Here is a 16,668-nt window from a genome sequence, read left to right as displayed (position 1 = left end):
ACAACAAGATAACGACTTATACGATGAGAATGTCTTTTATTCACCACCTGCGCGGGCGGGTCCTCAAGACTGCCACTCTTGCAAGCTCGTGACGCCCAGGTTCGCGTGCTTCGCGGCGGCGATCGCCTTCACGGTCCACGTGGCCGCTTCCTTCGTGGTGACGAACGGGGTGCCGTTTTCGAGGGCGCGGCGCAGCAAGGGGGAAGCGGTCGTGTCGATAAGCAGGCTCGGAAGCTCGGTGCCGCTCGACTCGACTTGGAAGCCCGCGTCCGCCAAAGTCGCCTTCACGTCGTCGAGTCCCTCGCCGAGGACGAGCGCCGTGCCTTCGAGGGGCAACATCGTCTTCACGCCGAGCTCGGCGCGGTAGAACGCGAGGTACGGATCGCGGTCGATGCCCATGCTTTCCCCGGTGGACTTCATTTCCGGCCCGAGGATCGGCGAGACGTTCTTGAACTTCAAGAAGGGCAAGTGCACTTCCTTCACGCTGTACATGTTCGGCACGGGCGTGTCGGTGAGGCCGATGTCCTGAAGGGTCTGGCCGACGGCGATGCGCGCCGCGTACTTCGCGAGCGGGTGCGCGACGGCCTTCGATACGAACGGCACGGTGCGCGAGGCGCGCGGATTGGCCTCCAGGATGTACGCGACGCCGTCCTTGATCGCGTACTGGACGTTCATGAGGCCCTTCACGCCGAGTTCGAGCGCGAGCTTTCGCGTCGTCTCCTTCACCGTTTGCAGCAACTCCTCGGAAAGGTGGACGGGCGGCAGGATGCACGCGGAGTCGCCCGAGTGGACGCCCGCCGCTTCGACGTGCTCCATGATGCCCGCGACGACCGCCGTCGTGCCGTCGCACAGAGTGTCGACGTCGAGTTCGAGCGCTCCTTCGAGGAACTGGTCGAGGAGGATGCTCGGCTGCCCTTCGACGGCGGCGTACACTTCGCGCAGATACGAGCGCAACTCGTTCATGCTGCGCACCGTGCGCATCGCGCGACCGCCGAGGACGTAACTCGGCCTCGCCATGAGGGGAAAGCCGAGCTCGCCCGCGAGCCTCAGCGCTTCGTCGGCGTCGCGCGCGACCTTGCCGTTCGGCTGGGGAATGCCGAGTCGCTCGCACAAAGCGTTGAACGAGGCGCGGTCCTCGGCTTCGTGGATGGCGCTCGGACTCGTTCCGATAATCGGCGCGCCCGCCTCTTCGAGTCGCCGCGCGAGCTTGAGGGGCGTCTGACCGCCGAGCTGCACGATCACGCCGACGGGCTTTTCGTGCTCGACGATGTTCATGACGTCCTCGAAGGTCAGGGGCTCGAAGTACAGGCGGTCGGCGGTGTCGTAGTCCGTGGAGACCGTCTCGGGATTGGAGTTCACCATGATCGTCTCGTAGCCCGCTTCTTGCAGCGCCCACACGGCGTGAACGGTCGCGTAGTCGAATTCCACGCCCTGCCCGATGCGGTTGGGTCCCGAGCCGAGGATGACGACTTTCGGCTTGTCGGTGGCGCGCACCTCGTCTTCCCACTCGTACGTGGAGTAGTGGTAGGGAGTGTACGCCTCGAACTCGGCGGCGCACGTGTCGACGGTCTTGTACACGGGCGTCGCTTTGGCCGCCTTGCGAAGTTGGCGCACGTCAAGCTCGGTCTTGCCCGTAAGCTCGCCGACGCGCGCGTCGCTGAAGCCCAGGCGCTTCACTTCACGCCAGATCTCGTACTTCCAAGCTTCGATCGGGCCGAGTTCGGCGATCTCCTGCTCGGCGTCGGTGATCTCCTTGAGCTGCGACAAGAACCACGTGTCGATTTTCGTCGCGTCGAACAGGGCGGCGAGCTCCTCGCCACGCCGCAAGAGTTCCAGCACGGCTTCCAAGCGCTTCGGATTGGGGTAGAGCAGACGCCTCAGTTCCTCGTCGCTCATCTCCTTGAACGCGCCGCGCACGTCCGTCTCGATGCTGCGAAGGGCCTTTTGCAGGCTTTCCTTGAACGTCCGCCCGATCGCCATGACTTCACCGACGCTTCTCATCTGCGTGCCGAGGGCGTCGTGCGTGCCGGGAAACTTCTCGAAGGCGAAACGCGGAATTTTCGTGACGACGTAGTCGATCGTCGGCTCGAAAGCGGCGGGCGTGACGCGCGTGATGTCGTTGGGCAACTCTTCGAGGCGGTATCCGACGGCGAGCAGGGCGGCGATCTTGGCGATCGGGAAGCCCGTCGCCTTGCTCGCGAGGGCCGACGAGCGAGACACGCGCGGATTCATCTCGATGACGATGACGCGGCCGTCGTCGGGATTCACGGCGAATTGGATGTTGCTTCCGCCCGTTTCGACGCCGATTTCACGAATGATCGCCATGGAGTAGTCGCGCAGGCGCTGGTACTCGACGTCGCTGAGAGTCTGCGCGGGCGCCACGGTGATCGAGTCGCCGGTGTGGACGCCCATCGGGTCGAAGTTCTCGATGGACGTGATGATGACGACGGTGTCGCCCGTGTCGCGCATCACTTCCAACTCGTACTCCTTCCAGCCGAGGATGCTTTCTTCGAGCAGGACGGAGTGCACGGGCGAGTCGTGCAGGCCTTGCGCGGTGATCGTCTCGAATTCCTCGTACGAAAAGGCGATGCCGCCTCCGGTGCCGCCGAGGGTGAACGACGGTCGAATCACGACCGGAAGGCCGAGTTCCTTTTGAAACTCGCGCGCTTCTTCCATGGAGTGGACCATCTTGCCCTTGGCGGTTTCCACGCCGATCTTCTTCATCGCCGCTTGGAAGAGCTCGCGGTCCTCGCCCTTCTTGATGGCCTCCACGCCCGCGCCGATGAGTTCCACGCCGAATTCCTGCAAGGTGCCGTCTTCGTGGAGGTCCATGGCGAGGTTGAGGGCGGTTTGTCCGCCGAGGGTCGGCAGCAGGGCGTCGGGACGCTCCTTCTCGATGACTTTGCGCACGAACGCCGGGGTGAGCGGCTCCAGGTACGTCGCGTCGGCGAGGTCGGGGTCGGTCATGATCGTCGCCGGATTCGAGTTCACGAGGACGACGCGGTAGCCTTCCTTTTTGAGGGCCTTGAGGGCCTGCGTGCCGCTGTAGTCGAACTCGGCAGCCTGACCGATCTGAATAGGTCCGCTGCCGAGAATCAAGATGGTCTGGAGGTCAGTGCGCTTCGGCATTCCAGGTGAGGAGCATATCACGCCGGGGTCTTGGAAAGTTTATGCACATTTGCGAACGATGATTTGCAATCGGCCGATGGGTATGGTTCACTTTTTCTCATGAAGAGAACTGCGTTGTTGGCCATGGCGTTGACGTTCGCCTCGACCGCCGCCGCCGATCAAGTCGGCTTCTTCCTCGTGGGCGCCCAGTACCAGCAGGACAACGGCTTGCGCTTCGGAGTGGGCCTGCCGGTCGTGGGATTCTTCGGAAGCGGAGGCGGTCTCGCGTTGAGCGGCGACGTGTCCTACCTCATTCCGACGGGCGCCGCCAATACGGGGCTCGACGCGTACTACGGCTTCGGACTCGGCGCCAGCTTCGTGCTCGCGACGGGTTCGGGCGCCAGCGTCGGCGGGCTCAGCTTGTCTCCCAACGTCCTCGCGGGCCTCAACTTCAACACTGGCACCGCCTTCACGCCCTTCGTGGAAGGTTCGGTCGGGCCGACAATCTCGTTCGCGTCGGCCAGCGGCGGCGGCTCGACGAGCAGCGGGCTCGGCTTCGGCTTCGGCTTCGGGGTGCGCCTCGGCGTGAATTACCGCTTGAACTGAACGCGCTTCACGGCGGCCGGAAGCACGCGTCGTGCTTCCGGCCGTTCGCTTGACCCTGCCGACCGCATCTGATAGCCTTGCATAGAAATACGCGAATCGCGTATAGCTACTCGAAATGCCGACACTGACCTCCCGACGTTGAAGCCTCGCCCCAGTCATTTGACTTCGGGGCGGCGCTTCGCGTCGGGAGTAGTCTTGCCGTGAAGGAGCGAACTCCATGACGAACAACAAGAAGATCGTGCTCGCGTACAGCGGCGGCCTCGACACCTCCATCATCCTCAAATGGCTCCAAACCGAGCGCGGCTACGACGTCGTGGCCTTCACGGCCGACATCGGCCAAGGCGACGAAGTCGAACAGGCGCGGGTCAAGGCCCTGAACACGGGCGCCGTCAACGCCTACGCGCTCGACTTGCGCGAAGAGTTCGTCTCCGACTTCGTCTTTCCGATGATGCGCTCCGCCGCCGTTTACGAAGGCTACTACCTCCTCGGCACCAGCATCGCGCGCCCCCTCATCGCCAAGCACCTCGTCGAAATCGCCAAGCAAGAAGGCGCCGAGGCGATCAGCCACGGCGCGACCGGCAAAGGCAACGACCAAGTGCGCTTCGAGCTCACCGCGCTCGCCCTCGAACCCGAAATCAAGACGGTCGCGCCGTGGCGCGAGTGGACCTTCCAAGGCCGCGCCGACCTCGAGGAGTTCGCGCGCGAGCACGGCATTCCCGTGCCCACCACGAAGAAGGATCCGTGGAGCACGGACGCCAACCTCCTGCACATCTCCTACGAAGGCGGCATCCTCGAAGACCCGTGGTGCGAACCGCCCGCGCACATGTTCAAGCTCACCGTCGATCCCACCGAGGCGCCCAACACGCCCGAGTACGTCGAAGTCGAATTCGAAAGCGGCAACCCCGTCGCGATCAACGGAGTGCGCTACAGCCCCGCCGACCTGCTCGACACCGCCAACAAGATCGCCGGGAAGCACGGCGTCGGAAGGCTCGACCTCGTCGAGAACCGCTTCGTCGGCATGAAGTCGCGCGGCGTGTACGAAACGCCCGGCGGCACCCTGCTCTACCACGCTCGCCGCGCCGTCGAGAGCGTCACCCTCGACCGAGAGGTGCTGCACCAACGCGACGCGCTCGGGCCGAAGTACGCCGAGCTCATCTACAACGGCTTTTGGTACGCGCCCGAACGCGAAGCGCTGCAAGCCTACTTCGACTTCGTCGCGGCGAGTGTCACGGGAACGGCGCGCCTCAAGCTCTACAAAGGCAACGCCATCGTCGTGGGACGCAAGGCGCCCAAGAGCCTCTACGACAAGGATCTCGTGACCTTCGAGGCGGGCGGCGACTACAACCAAGCCGACGCGGCCGCCTTCATCAAGCTCAACGCGCTTCGCTTGCGTGTGCGCGCCCGCGCCGAAAGCAAAGCGAGCGACAAGGAAACCGTGGAGGTGGGAGATTGACGCGACTTCGTGTCGCGGCTCCCTCGGACGCCGAACTCGTCGCGTCCCACCGAGAGCGGATGTTCTCGGACATGGGACGTGACGCGGCGTCCCTCGCGCCCATGACCCTCGCGTTCGTGCCTTGGGTCCGTGCCGCGCTCGCCCGTGGCGCGTACCTCGGCTTCATCGCCGAGGAAGACGGAGTCGCCATCGGCGGAGCGGGTCTCATGATCCTCGACTGGCCGCCCCATCCGCTCGACGCGCAGCCCTTGCGCGGCTACGTCCTGAACGTGTACGTCGCGCCCCATCATCGCGGACGCGGCGTGGCCCGAACGCTCATGACGCGAATTGTGGACGAGGCCCGTTCGCGCGGCGTGCGCGTCGTCACCCTCAACGCTTCCGACGCGGGGCGAGCGATGTACGAACGCCTCGGCTTCGAAGCCACGAACGAGATGCGCCTCCTCGTGCCACGAGAGGCGAGCGCATGACCTCACCGAAGCCGCACAATACTGCCATGACGAACTCGAAGTTGTGGGGCGGGCGATTCAGCGAGGCAACCGACAAGTTGGTGGAGGAATTCAACGCCTCCGTCTCGTTCGACCAGCGCCTCGCCGCGTACGACATTCGCGGCTCCATCGCGCACGCCGGCATGCTCGCCGCGCAAGGCATCATCACCGTCGACGAAGCCGAGGCGATTCAGCAAGGCCTCGAAGGCATCCTCGAAGACGTCCTCGCCGGGAACTTCGAGTGGCGCGTCGACCGCGAGGACGTCCACATGAACGTCGAAGCGGTCTTGCGCGAACGCATCGGCTCGGTCGCGGGCAAGCTCCACACCGCCCGTAGCCGCAACGACCAAGTGGCCACCGACTTCCGCCTCTTCGTTTTCGACGCCGCCCTCGAACTCGCCAGTTCGCTGCGCGAACTTCGCGGCGTCTTCATCGCTCAAGCCGAGCAGTACCTCGACGCCGAGGTGATCTTGCCCGGCTACACGCACCTTCAGGTGGCGCAGCCGATTCTCCTGTCACACTGGTTTCTCGCGTACGCCGAGATGCTCGAGCGCGACGAAAGCCGCTTTCGTGACGCGGCCGAGCGCATGGACGAGTGCCCGCTCGGCGCAGGCGCCCTCGCCGGGACGCCGTGGCCGATCGACCGCTTTCAAACGGCGCGCGCGCTCGGCTTTTCGCGTCCGACGCGCAACTCCCTCGACTCGGTCGGTAGCCGCGACTTCGCGCTGGAGTTTCTCTCGGCGTGCTCTATCGCCATGGCGCATCTCAGCCGCCTCTCCGAGGAGCTCGTGCTGTACTCCACCTTCGAATTCGGCTTCCTGACGCTGCCCGACGCCTTCACGACAGGGTCGAGCATCATGCCGCAGAAGAAGAACCCCGACGTGTCCGAACTCACGCGCGGCAAGGCGGGCCGCGTCTTCGGCGACCTCGTGGCCTTACTGACGGTCGTGAAGGGCACACCCCTCGCGTACAACAAGGACCTGCAAGAAGACAAGGAACCCGTCTTCGACGCGTACGACACCTTGCGCGTCGTTCTGCGCCTCCACACCGAGATGATGCCGCGCGCCACGTGGAACGCCGACCGAATGCTCGCCGCCGCTCAGCGCGGCTACTCGACCGCCACCGACCTCGCCGACTTGCTCGCGCGCTCCGGCGTGCCCTTTCGCGAAGCGCACGAGGTCGTCGGCACCCTCGTCGGGAAGTGCGTGCGAGAAGGCCGCCAACTTTGGGATCTCACGAGCGAGGAACTCGCGGGCGCCCACCCGAACCTCGCGAACGTCACGCCCGATCAGCTCACCGTCCAAGCCAGCGTGGCTTCTCGCACCGTGTACGGCGGCACTGCGCCAAGCGCCGTGCGCGAACTGCTCGGGCGCGCCAAGCGCCGCCTTGAACTGCTCTGACCCGAATGGAGGAAGCATGACGAACGCCGAAGGCACCGCCATCAAGATCAAACCCGCCACCGACCACGACTTCGGCGTCGTGCAGGACCTCATCGTCGCCGTGGGGCTCGCACCGTCCAAGGCGAACCTCAGCGCCACGCCCGACAACTCCACGTACTGGATCGCTTGGGACGGCTCCAAGCCGATCGGCGTTCTCGGCCTCGAGCACGGCGACGGCGCGTCGCTGCTGCGGTCGGCCGCCGTCCTGCCCGAGTGGCGCGGCCGAGGCGTGGGCCGCGCCCTCGCCCGAAGCGCTTTGACGTACGCGAGCTTGCGCGGCGACCGCGCCGTGTACCTCTTCTCGTCGGGCGCCGGAGGGTATTGGCGCAAGTTCGACTTTCGGCAAGTGCCCGTCGCGGAACTCGCGGCGATCTTGCCGAACGCACCGCAAGTCGTGAGCGGCGTCACGCGCGGCTGGATCGACGCGGAAGTCGCGTGGCGCCTCTCGCTCGCCACCTCGGAGGCCGTCGCGTGCTGACCTTAGATTCCATCGCCATTCCCGATCTTCATCCCGACGCGCCCGTCGCGACGCGCAAAGCGCGACTCACGGACATCGAGGCCATCCACGAACTCATCGGGTACTGGGCGGCGCGCGGCCAGATGCTCGTGCGCAGCAAGCAACTGCTGGCCGAGACGATCCGCGACTTCTTCGTCCTCGAAGCCGCGCCCCACGAAGGCAGGCCGGGCGGGCTCGCCGGAGTGTGCGGCCTGCACCTGCTCGCGCCCGACCTCGCCGAAGTGCGCGGCCTCGCCGTTCACCCCGCCTTTCAAGGCAAAGGGCTCGGCAAGACCCTCGTCTTGGCGTGCGAAGCGGAAGGACGCGCGCTCGGCCTGCCCGCCCTGTTCGCTTGGACGTATCAGCAGAAGTTCTTCGAAGCGTGCGGTTACACGCGCATCGACAAGACCAACCTCCACCCGAAAGTCTGGAGCGAGTGCCAACGCTGCGCGTTCTTCGAGAACTGCAACGAGATCGCGATGCTGCGTTCCCTCGACTGACGAACGCTCGCCAGTTCGTCGCGAACAATGTTTTCACCTCGACCTGCTAAACTCGCTCGGATTGCCGCCGAGGGCGGCACACCCATGAAACCGCGACGGCGAGCGCGGAATGGAGGCATGACATGATTCGCAAGGAACGCGCCGTACTGGCGCTGGAAGACGGAACGGTGTACCGCGGCTACGCCTTCGGGCATCGCGGCGAGACGGTCGGGGAAGTGGTCTTCAACACCTCCATGACGGGCTACCAAGAGATCATGACCGATCCGTCGTACAACGGGCAGATCGTGTGCATGACGTATCCTCACATTGGAAACTACGGCGTGGCGATCTACGACATGGAGAGCAACAAGCCCTTCGTGCGCGGCTTCATCTCGCGCGAGTTCACCGAGCACTACTCCAACCACCGCGCCGAGCAGAGCCTTCAGGAGTTCATGGAGCGCTACGGCGTTGTCTCGATCTCCGGGATCGACACGCGCGCCCTCGTGCGGCGTCTGCGTGAAGGAGGCGTCGTGAAGGGCGTCGTCGCGCACCGCTCGTTCACGCACCCCGAAGATCCGTACGGGGAGTTCAGCGTGGAAGAAGAGCAGGAATTCGTGCGCCGCGCCCGCGAGCACCAAGACATCGACGGGCACGACATGACGCAGGAAGTCACGACGGCGTTGCCGTACGCCTACCCCACGCTGCGCGAAGGTAAACGCGTCGTCCTGCTCGACTTCGGCATCAAGCACACCATCATCAAGCGGCTCGCCGAGGTCGGCATCGAGCCGATCGTCGTGCCCGCCAACACCACCCCGGCGCAAATCATGGCGCTTCATCCGCACGGCCTGTTCCTCTCCAACGGCCCGGGCGATCCGGCGCCCCTCAAGTACGCGCACGAAACGGCGTGGAAGCTTCTCGGCCTCGTCCCGACCTTCGGCATCTGCCTCGGCCATCAAATTCTGGGCCTCGCCGTCGGCGGGCAGACGTTCAAGATGAAGTTCGGCCACCGAGGCGGCAATCAACCCGTCAAGAACTTGCTGACCGGCGGCATCGAGATCACCGCGCAAAACCACGGGTACGCCGTCGACATCGACTCCATCCCGAACGGGCAGTTCGTCGCGACGCACATCAACCTCAACGACGGATCGCTCGAAGGCATGGCGCACAGCCGTTATCCCGTCTTCAGCGTGCAGTACCACCCCGAGGCGAGCCCCGGGCCGCACGACAGCCGTTACCTGTTCGAGCGCTTCATCGAGGAAATCGACAAGTTCGACGGCATGACCGGCTTGCCCGTGCAGAAAGCGTCGAGAGGTCGCCTCGGGCTCTGACCCAGACGGGACGCGCCCGTGACGCCTGCGGCGAGATCCAGGACGACGGCGAGTGACGCGAACGTCTTCCGAGGCGCGGTCCCCGTGCTGACCACGCCTCGGGAGACGGAAGGCCGTCGAGGCGAGCTCTGCTTGAGAGCGTGCGTCGAGAAGGTCGGGGAAATTCGGATTACGGCGCCGTGAAACGCGGCGCCGTATCTTGTGGTCGTGATCGTGGTCGTGATGGGCGTGTCGGGCAGCGGAAAGACGACGGTGGGACGAGCAGTCGCGCGTCGGCTGAACGTGACGTTCCTAGACGCGGACGAGTTTCACTCGCCTCGGAACGTGGAACGGATGCGGCGAGGCGAGGCCCTCACGGACGAGGACCGCGCTCCATGGCTCCATGCTTTGCGGGCGCGGCTCGACGAAGCAGATCGGATGGGGGAGAGCGTGGTGCTGGCATGCTCGGCCCTCAAGCACGCGTATCGTGAGCAGCTTCACGCGCCGAGCGTTCGCTTCGCGTTTCTCCGGGTTCCCGAAGCCTTGTTGCGTGAGCGTCTCGCGTCTCGGCGCGGTCACTTCGCCGGTCCGTCGTTCCTGGCAGGGCAACTCGCGACGTTGGAGGAACCGTCGGAGCAAGAGGCGATCGTCGTGCGCGTGGAAGCGTCGGACGACCCCGACGCGCTCGCCGAGCGGATCGTGGAGGCGTTGAGGTGAAGAAGGCCAAAGCTTTCGGCGCGGGGCGCAAGCCGTCCGAGCGGCCCGTCAAGACGTGCGCCACGTGCGGCTTGCCGTTCGCGTGGCGCAAGAAGTGGGAGCGGGACTGGGAGAACGTGAAGTACTGCTCGGACCGCTGCCGAGCGGCGAAGGCGGCGACGTCCGAGCGCAAGGACGTCGTCGAGCGGCGTCACCCGCCGCGAACGAGGTAGATGCCGAGATCGCTGGGATTCGCCGCGGCGATGAGGCGGCGCACTTCGGCTTCGTCGGGTTCGCGCACGACGCGGTTGAAGTCGTAGGTGTTGACGACCGTCTCCTTGACGTTCTCGATGCCATGCGCCCGCGCCCACCCGGCGAGGTCGCGCAACGCCTGCTCGCCGTCTACGCCGTATCGCGGGCCGAAGGCGTCCACGGTGAGCACGCTGAGATCGGGCGCATGCACCAGCACGGCGTAGCGAGCGTCGGCGCGCTTGCCTTGCGTGTCGGTCAGCAGGATCAGCATGGCGCCCGAGAGGTCTATGTCCTCGAAGTGCCCTTTGAGTTCGCTCAGCGTTTCGTACGGCGCGCCGACGACGCCGATCGGTTCGGGAATGTCCATGAAGTGATCTTAACGCCAGCATCAGCGTTTTGGAGGATGGCGAAGTCGGAGCGGCGCGGTATCCTGCCGAGGTGAGCAAGAACCTCTCTCAACTCGTCGCCGGAGCGCGCGGCGGACGCGTGGTACGAACGGGTTTCGTGGACGCCGACACCTTGGACCGTCGCGTCCTCGCCGATCCCGAAGTGCGTCATGTGATCGCCGGAGGTTTCCCGGACGCGCGGCGCGTCGTGCTGACGCTGCACCCCGTGCACATTCCGAGCGTGGATTCGGGTGTGACGGTGCTGCGCGTCTCGGGCGACTTTCGGCCGGGCTTCGACTTGCAAGACTTCACGGTGGCGCTGCGCGGCCTCGGCCTGCCCGACGAGCAACTCGGAGACGTGCGCGAGGATCGCTCGGCGTACCTGCTGGCCGTGACCGGCAAGGCGAAGGCGCAGTTGCTCGAACTTTCGAGCCTCGCCGGAACGGACGTCGAGGTGGAGGAGGTCGGCGAGACGGCGGGCCGCGGTTCGAAGACGCGTGAAGTCGTCGTTCCGAGCTTGCGCGTGGACGTCGTGGGCGCCAAGGGTTTCGGCGTGAGCCGCGCGTACTTCCAGCAAGGCATCGACACGGGCAAGGTGCGCATCAACGGCGCCGTCGCCCGCGCGAGTTCCGAAGTTCGCGAAGGGGACAGCCTGTCCGCCGAGGGCCTCGGTCGGGTGGACTTCAAGCGTGTCGTGAACGAGACGCGGCGCGGGAACTTCAAGGTGGAACTCGAGGTTCATCGTTGATCGACTTGCTGGCTCGTCGCCCGACCTTGACCCCGACGGAGATGCTCGAAGGCTTCGTGCCGAGCGCCCGCTTTCGGAACGTGAGCTTCGACAACTACCTTCCGAACCCCGCGTTTCCGTCACAAGCCGAGGCAAAGGAACGTTTGCGGACGTTCGCGACGAAGTCGCGTTCCAGCGGCGGCTTTCGGTTGTTTCGCCGCTCCAAGCCCGAGGGCGAGGGCGTGTATCTCGACGGCGGCTTCGGAGTCGGCAAGACACACTTGCTCGCCGCGACGTGGTTCGCCTTCGACGGCGCGAAGGCTTTTCTGAGCTTTCAAGAACTGCTGTACGCGATGGGCGCCCTCGGAATGGAGGAGGCGCGCCGAGCGTTCGCGCGCTTTTCCCTGCTTGCCGTGGACGAGTTCGAACTCGACGATCCCGGCAACACACATATGGTGAACACCTTTCTGGCGGGTCTCATGCCAAGCGGCACGAACGTCGTGACGACGTCGAACACGGAGCCGGGCGCATTGGGGCAGGGACGCTTCAATGCCGAGGACTTCCGGCGGCAGATCACGGAAATCGCGCATCGTTTCGACGCGCTCCGCGTCGACGGCCCCGACTTTCGAGCGCGCGGAGTGAAGCCCGCCGCGCCGCTCGACGGCGACGGGTATGCCGCGTGGCGAGCTTCCAAACCCTTCGAAACGTTGGCGGAAGCTTCGCACCGCGACCTCAATCGGCACTTGTTGAACGTGCATCCCGCGCGCTTCGGCAAGCTCTTGGCGGGAGTGGACAACGTCGGCTTGCGCGACGTGGAAGCCATGCCCGACCAAAACGTGGCGTTGCGCTTTGTGCACTTCGTGGACAAGGTGTACGACCTCGGGGTCGGCTTGGCCGTGACGGGCAGCGACCTTTCGAAGATCTTTCCCGACACGTACCGTCATGGCGCGTACGCCAAGAAGTACAGCCGCGCCTTTTCTCGCCTCACCGAATTGTTACGAGAAGCGAGGACGTGACGAGGACGAGAAAAGATGACGCTGGATGAGATCTAGTTCACGGTGGAAGCTCTCCCAGTGATGAAACCTTAAAGTTCCCTTTGGGAAAGTCATCGGTGTCGAGGCGGGGCTCCTTCTAACCTGAAAGTGTCGAACAAAAGACGATACGACGGTTCTCCGTCGTGAGAAGGAGCCGAACATGCATCGACTGGTGTGCCGTTGGGTGCCAGGAACTTTCGACCGTGTGAGACTCCAACTGGTCGATTTGGAACAAGACGCCATCGAACTGACCGTGGACGCCGCGGCACGCCTGCTGGGTCGGCGCAACCTCGACGAGATGTACCTCAAGGGCACCGTTCGCCTCACCGTCTGTGACGACACGCTGAAACGCCTTTCCAATCAGGAAGCCAACATACCGAAGGTCATTCTCAGCGCCTGAGAATCGTCGTGGTGAAGGACCGGTCACTGGGCCGGTCCTTCGCCTTTTCGGAAGACGGAGTACAGTGGGGCGCATGACGCAACCCGACCTGACCGCCCTTCTCGCCGACTTGCGCCTTCTCACCGAGATCGAGTCCCCGTCCGGTGACGCTCGAGGAATCGCCCGTGTGATGGACGTCGTGCAGGGATGGCTCGAAGAGCTCGGCGCGAAGACGGAGCACCTCGTCGGCGACACGCGGCGTTTCACGATCGGCGACGGCGACGGAGGCGTGCTGATTCTCGCGCACGCCGACACGGTGTGGCCGCACGGCACCTTGGACAGGATGCCGTGGCGCGTCGAGGGCGACAAAGTTTTCGGCCCCGGAACGTACGACATGAAAGGTGGCATCGTCGGCGCCGTCCACGCGCTCAAGCTCGTGCGCGACCGCCTCTCGCTTCCGGTCGAAGTGCTGCTCACGCCCGACGAGGAAGTCGGCTCGCTCGCGTCGCGTGAGCACATCGAGGCGGCGGCGCGGCGCGCTCGCGCCGTGCTCGTCGTGGAACCGCCCGTCGCCGAATCACACGCTCTCAAAACGGGCCGCAAGGGCGTCGGGATGTATCACGTTCGCGTGCACGGCGTTTCGTCCCACGCGGGCAACGCGCCGCAGCAAGGCGCGTCGGCGATTTCCGAGGCCGCCCGCTCGCTTCTCCGCGTCGAGAGCTTCGCGCGGCCCGACCTCGGCACGACGCTCTCCACCGGTCGTATTGGAGGTGGTGGTCCCGTCAATGTCGTGCCCGACCTCGCCGAGTTCTGGACGGACGTTCGCGTCTCCACCCTCGCCGAAGCGGAGCGTTTGGAGCGCGAAGTGCGCGGCATGACGGCCGCCGATTCTCGCGTGACGCTCGAAGTCCTCGGCGGCCTCAACCGTCCGCCCTTCGAACGTACGCCCGGAACGGCGCGGTTGTACGAGCGGGCGCGGCAAGTCGCCGTTACCCTCGGCTTCGACGTCTCCGAAGCCTTCGTCGGCGGCGGAAGCGACGGCAACTTCACGGCGCCCCTCGCGCCCACCCTCGACGGGCTCGGCAGTCCCGGCGACGGCGCGCACGCGTTGCACGAGCACGTTCGCCTCGACGTCTGGCCGAGGCACGTTCGGCTGCTCGCCGAGCTGATTCGCGATCCGGGCGTCTGAGCTTTCCTGCGAAAAAGCGCGAGGCGGGCGAGGGGTTTTCTCCTCGGATGGCGGGTCGTACTCTACACGTATGTTCTTTCGCCGCAAACCGCCCGCGAGTCCTTACGTCAAGCAGGACGATCCGAACACGTATCGCCTGCGCCTGAGAACGAAGCGGCACGGAGACGTCGTGGAGCTTCGTTTCACGAAGAGCGCCAACATCGGCACGCGCGATGAAGGCGGCTACGTGTTTCGAAAGGTCTTCGTGTCGTCCGATCACTTTGATCGTGGCGAGGTGACGGTGGTGTTCGACGGGCGGTACAACGTGACGAGCGTGGAGGTCGACGGCGGCGACGCCGTGCCCGTCAGCGAATGGACTTGAAGATCACTCCAAGAAGAGCGGCAAGTCGCTCGGCTTCGTGACGCCCGCTTCGATTGCCCGTCGTTGCAAGGCACGCACGGCGCGCTCGCCTTCCTCGCCGACGTCGATGGAAAAGTCGTTGACGTAGAGGTCGATGTGGGCCTGCATGACCTCGTCGCTCATCTCCAAAGCGTGCGCGCGGATGTAGTCGCGCGGCTCGGCCGGATGGTTCCACGCGTAGCGAAGGGACGCCCGCACGGCTTCCTGCAAGCCGAGTTGCGTCGCCCGCGGCAAGTCGCGCCGCACGAGGATCGCCCCGAGCGGCAGGGGCAGGCCCGTCTCGCCTTCCCACCAAGCGCCGAGGTCCAAGAACTTGCTCAAACCGTACGAGGAGTACGTGAAGCGCGACTCGTGGATGATGAGGCCCGCGTCGACGTCGCCTCGAGCGACGCTCGGCATGACTTCGTCGTAACGCATGCGCACGACCTTCACGGTCGGCTCGAAGGACCGCAGCAGCAACTCGGCCGTGGTCAGGGCGCCGGGCGACGCGACGACCTTGCCCTTCAGCGACGTCAGCGGCTCGTGCGTCACGACGAGCGGGCCGACGCCTCGACCGAGGGCGCCGCCGCTTCGCAGCGCGACGTACTCGTCCATGACGTCGAAGTACGCGCGATAGCTGATCTTCGTCATGGGAAGGCGACCTTCGCGCGCGAAGGCGTTGAGCGTCTCGACGTCTTCGAGGCGCTCGCGCACCGAAAGGGGAGACGGAACTTTGCCGTGTGCGAGGGCGTAGAAGATGAAAGTGTCGTTCGGGCAAAACGAGTACCCGAGGTCGAGCGAGGAGGCGCGCGTCGTCATGACCTCAAGATAATCGTCTCGCCGGGACCCTTTCGTGCGTTGCTCGCCGAGCCTAGGATCGAGGCATGACGTTGTTCGATCCGCCCGCGCCACTCGCCGAACGCATGCGTCCTCGCACCCTCGACGAGATCGTCGGCCAGCAACACCTTCTCGGACCCGGCAAGCCGCTTCGCCGCATGCTGGAAGGAGGGCGCCTGTCCTCGTTGATCTTTTGGGGTCCGCCCGGCGTCGGCAAGACGACGCTCGCGCGGCTCGTCGCCGACCTCGTTCGGGCGCACTTCGTGGCGCTCAGCGCCGTGACGGCGGGCGTGAAGGACGTGCGCGCGGCGGTCGAGGAAGCCCAGCGGCGCGCGCCGAGCGGCGAGCGTACGATTTTGTTCCTCGACGAGATTCATCGCTTCAACAAAGCGCAGCAGGACGCGCTGCTGCCGCACGTGGAGCGAGGCTTGTTGACGTTGATCGGCGCCACGACCGAGAACCCGAGCTTCGAGGTGAATCCGGCGCTTCGCTCGCGCGCGCGCGTCCTCGTGCTCGAACCGCTGACGCGCGAGGACCTTCGGAACTTGTTGACGCGCGCCCTCGGGGACGCGCGCGGCTTGCCAGGCGTCGAGGTGCAACCGGACGCTCTCGACTTGATCGCTCGCCTCTCGGACGGAGACGCGCGGCGAGCGCTCGGCGTGCTGGAGGTGGCGGCGGAAATCGCTCGTCCCGTGACGGTCGAGGCGGCGCGCGAAGCCTTCGGGCGTCATACGCCCGCGATGGACAAGGAAGGCGAGGAGTTCTACAACCTCATTTCCGCCCTGCACAAAAGTGTGAGAGCTTCTCACGTGGACGGCGCGCTCTACTGGTTGGCGCGCATGATTGCGGGCGGGGCAGATCCGGTGTACGTCGCGAGACGGGTCGTGCGCATGGCCACCGAAGACGTCGGGCTCGCCGATCCGGCCGCGCTGCGCCTCAGTCTCGCCGCCAAGGAGGCCGTGGAGTTTCTGGGCAGTCCGGAAGGTGACCTCGCGCTCGCGCAGGCGGTGGTGTACTTGGCGCTCGCGCCGAAGTCGAACGCCGTGTACACGGCTTGGGGGCGAGCGTTGAAGGCCGTGCATGAGGTGACGGCGCCGGTCCCGCCCCACTTGCGCAACGCTCCGACGAACTTGATGAAATCGCAGGGATACGGGCGCGGCTACGCCTACTACTTCGACGATCCCGAGGGAAGCTTCGCCCAGACGTATTTGCCCGAAGCTTTGAAGACCTCTTTGTACACCCCTTCGAATGAAGGGTGGGAGGCGCGAGTCGAGGGACGTTGGACGAAATTAAGAGAATTGCATTCATCCTTTAGGAAGGATTAAAGTGATGTGAGCGCGCTTCCGCACGTACCTGAGCCGAATCTGACGATGGCGTCAGAATTCTCACCATGAGATTACGGTTAGTGCTACGATC

At 65.2% G+C, this 16,668-nt stretch carries 18 protein-coding genes; 15 read left to right on the top strand and 3 right to left on the bottom strand.

Translation table 11 applies throughout. The features are described from left to right. Window positions 1-63: 63 nt before the first annotated feature. On the bottom strand, window positions 64-3,129 hold the full coding sequence (gene carB / locus DES52_RS17050) for a carbamoyl-phosphate synthase large subunit (RefSeq protein ID WP_110888035.1): 3,066 nt from the start codon (window positions 3,127-3,129) through the stop codon (window positions 64-66). Window positions 3,130-3,228: 99 nt separating this feature from the next. Between carB and DES52_RS17045 the strand changes: the two genes are divergently transcribed. The 9 genes from DES52_RS17045 to DES52_RS17005 all read left to right on the top strand — a co-directional run bounded on the left by DES52_RS17045 (window position 3,229) and on the right by DES52_RS17005 (window position 10,302). After that, window positions 3,229-3,714: a hypothetical protein gene (locus tag DES52_RS17045; RefSeq protein ID WP_146237340.1), complete on the top strand. Its 486-nt coding sequence runs from the start codon at window positions 3,229-3,231 to the stop codon at window positions 3,712-3,714. A 217-nt stretch (window positions 3,715-3,931) separates the two neighbouring features. Further along, window positions 3,932-5,167 carry an argininosuccinate synthase gene (locus DES52_RS17040; RefSeq protein WP_110888033.1) on the top strand — a complete coding sequence of 412 codons (1,236 nt, stop codon included), beginning with the start codon at window positions 3,932-3,934 and terminating at the stop codon, window positions 5,165-5,167. Next, complete coding sequence (locus DES52_RS17035; RefSeq protein WP_110888032.1) at window positions 5,164-5,634, top strand: GNAT family N-acetyltransferase; 471 nt, start codon at window positions 5,164-5,166, stop codon at window positions 5,632-5,634. Before DES52_RS17040 ends, DES52_RS17035 begins: the two co-directional genes overlap by 4 nt. Before the next feature lie 26 nt (window positions 5,635-5,660). After that, window positions 5,661-7,052 (top strand): argininosuccinate lyase, encoded by a 1,392-nt coding sequence (argH, locus tag DES52_RS17030; protein WP_110888031.1) that lies wholly within the window; start codon window positions 5,661-5,663, stop codon window positions 7,050-7,052. Window positions 7,053-7,068: 16 nt separating this feature from the next. Beyond that, window positions 7,069-7,569 (top strand): GNAT family N-acetyltransferase, encoded by a 501-nt coding sequence (locus DES52_RS17025; protein ID WP_110888030.1) that lies wholly within the window; start codon window positions 7,069-7,071, stop codon window positions 7,567-7,569. Next, a complete protein-coding gene (locus DES52_RS17020) occupies window positions 7,563-8,087 on the top strand; it encodes an N-acetyltransferase (protein WP_110888122.1) in 525 nt (174 codons plus the stop codon). The genes DES52_RS17025 and DES52_RS17020 overlap by 7 nt, the downstream gene beginning before the upstream one ends. A 122-nt stretch (window positions 8,088-8,209) precedes the next feature. Next, window positions 8,210-9,394 carry a glutamine-hydrolyzing carbamoyl-phosphate synthase small subunit gene (gene carA / locus DES52_RS17015; protein WP_110888029.1) on the top strand — a complete coding sequence of 395 codons (1,185 nt, stop codon included), beginning with the start codon at window positions 8,210-8,212 and terminating at the stop codon, window positions 9,392-9,394. Between the two features lie 207 nt (window positions 9,395-9,601). Continuing rightward, window positions 9,602-10,090 carry a gluconokinase gene (locus DES52_RS17010; protein ID WP_110888121.1) on the top strand — a complete coding sequence of 163 codons (489 nt, stop codon included), beginning with the start codon at window positions 9,602-9,604 and terminating at the stop codon, window positions 10,088-10,090. Further along, window positions 10,087-10,302 carry a DUF2256 domain-containing protein gene (locus DES52_RS17005; protein ID WP_110888028.1) on the top strand — a complete coding sequence of 72 codons (216 nt, stop codon included), beginning with the start codon at window positions 10,087-10,089 and terminating at the stop codon, window positions 10,300-10,302. Before DES52_RS17010 ends, DES52_RS17005 begins: the two co-directional genes overlap by 4 nt. On the opposite strand, the gene DES52_RS17000 is transcribed toward DES52_RS17005, so the two are convergent. Beyond that, window positions 10,281-10,688, bottom strand: a complete 408-nt coding sequence (locus DES52_RS17000; protein ID WP_110888027.1) for a DUF3197 domain-containing protein — start codon at window positions 10,686-10,688, stop codon at window positions 10,281-10,283. The genes DES52_RS17005 and DES52_RS17000 overlap by 22 nt on opposite strands. 71 nt (window positions 10,689-10,759) lie before the next feature. On the opposite strand from DES52_RS17000, the gene DES52_RS16995 reads away from it, so the two are divergent. The 5 genes from DES52_RS16995 (at window position 10,760) to DES52_RS16975 (ending at window position 14,397) form a co-directional block, all read left to right on the top strand. Continuing rightward, window positions 10,760-11,455 (top strand): S4 domain-containing protein, encoded by a 696-nt coding sequence (locus DES52_RS16995; protein ID WP_110888119.1) that lies wholly within the window; start codon window positions 10,760-10,762, stop codon window positions 11,453-11,455. Next, window positions 11,452-12,450 carry an AFG1/ZapE family ATPase gene (gene zapE / locus DES52_RS16990; protein ID WP_170131106.1) on the top strand — a complete coding sequence of 333 codons (999 nt, stop codon included), beginning with the start codon at window positions 11,452-11,454 and terminating at the stop codon, window positions 12,448-12,450. Before DES52_RS16995 ends, zapE begins: the two co-directional genes overlap by 4 nt. A 223-nt stretch (window positions 12,451-12,673) precedes the next feature. Further along, the gene (locus DES52_RS16985; RefSeq protein ID WP_170131104.1) at window positions 12,674-12,868 is read left to right on the top strand and encodes a hypothetical protein; all 195 of its coding nucleotides are present in this window, start codon (window positions 12,674-12,676) and stop codon (window positions 12,866-12,868) included. 73 nt (window positions 12,869-12,941) lie between these two features. Continuing rightward, window positions 12,942-14,036 carry a M20 family metallopeptidase gene (locus tag DES52_RS16980; RefSeq protein ID WP_110888025.1) on the top strand — a complete coding sequence of 365 codons (1,095 nt, stop codon included), beginning with the start codon at window positions 12,942-12,944 and terminating at the stop codon, window positions 14,034-14,036. 70 nt (window positions 14,037-14,106) lie between these two features. Further along, a complete protein-coding gene (locus DES52_RS16975; protein WP_110888024.1) occupies window positions 14,107-14,397 on the top strand; it encodes a hypothetical protein in 291 nt (96 codons plus the stop codon). 3 nt (window positions 14,398-14,400) lie between these two features. Here DES52_RS16975 and DES52_RS16970 read toward each other — a convergent pair whose 3' ends face one another. Next, window positions 14,401-15,234, bottom strand: a complete 834-nt coding sequence (locus tag DES52_RS16970) for a 1,4-dihydroxy-6-naphtoate synthase (RefSeq protein WP_110888023.1) — start codon at window positions 15,232-15,234, stop codon at window positions 14,401-14,403. A gap of 65 nt (window positions 15,235-15,299) precedes the next feature. On the opposite strand from DES52_RS16970, the gene DES52_RS16965 reads away from it, so the two are divergent. Continuing rightward, window positions 15,300-16,577 (top strand): replication-associated recombination protein A, encoded by a 1,278-nt coding sequence (locus DES52_RS16965; RefSeq protein WP_110888022.1) that lies wholly within the window; start codon window positions 15,300-15,302, stop codon window positions 16,575-16,577. The last annotated feature ends 91 nt before the right edge of the window (window positions 16,578-16,668 follow it).

The sequence above is a fragment of the Deinococcus yavapaiensis KR-236 genome (genome assembly GCF_003217515.1).
Classification (GTDB): Bacteria; Deinococcota; Deinococci; order Deinococcales; family Deinococcaceae; genus Deinococcus_A; species Deinococcus_A yavapaiensis.
Note: the sequence above shows the minus strand (reverse complement) of the source record. Positions and strands in the feature narration are given on the sequence as shown.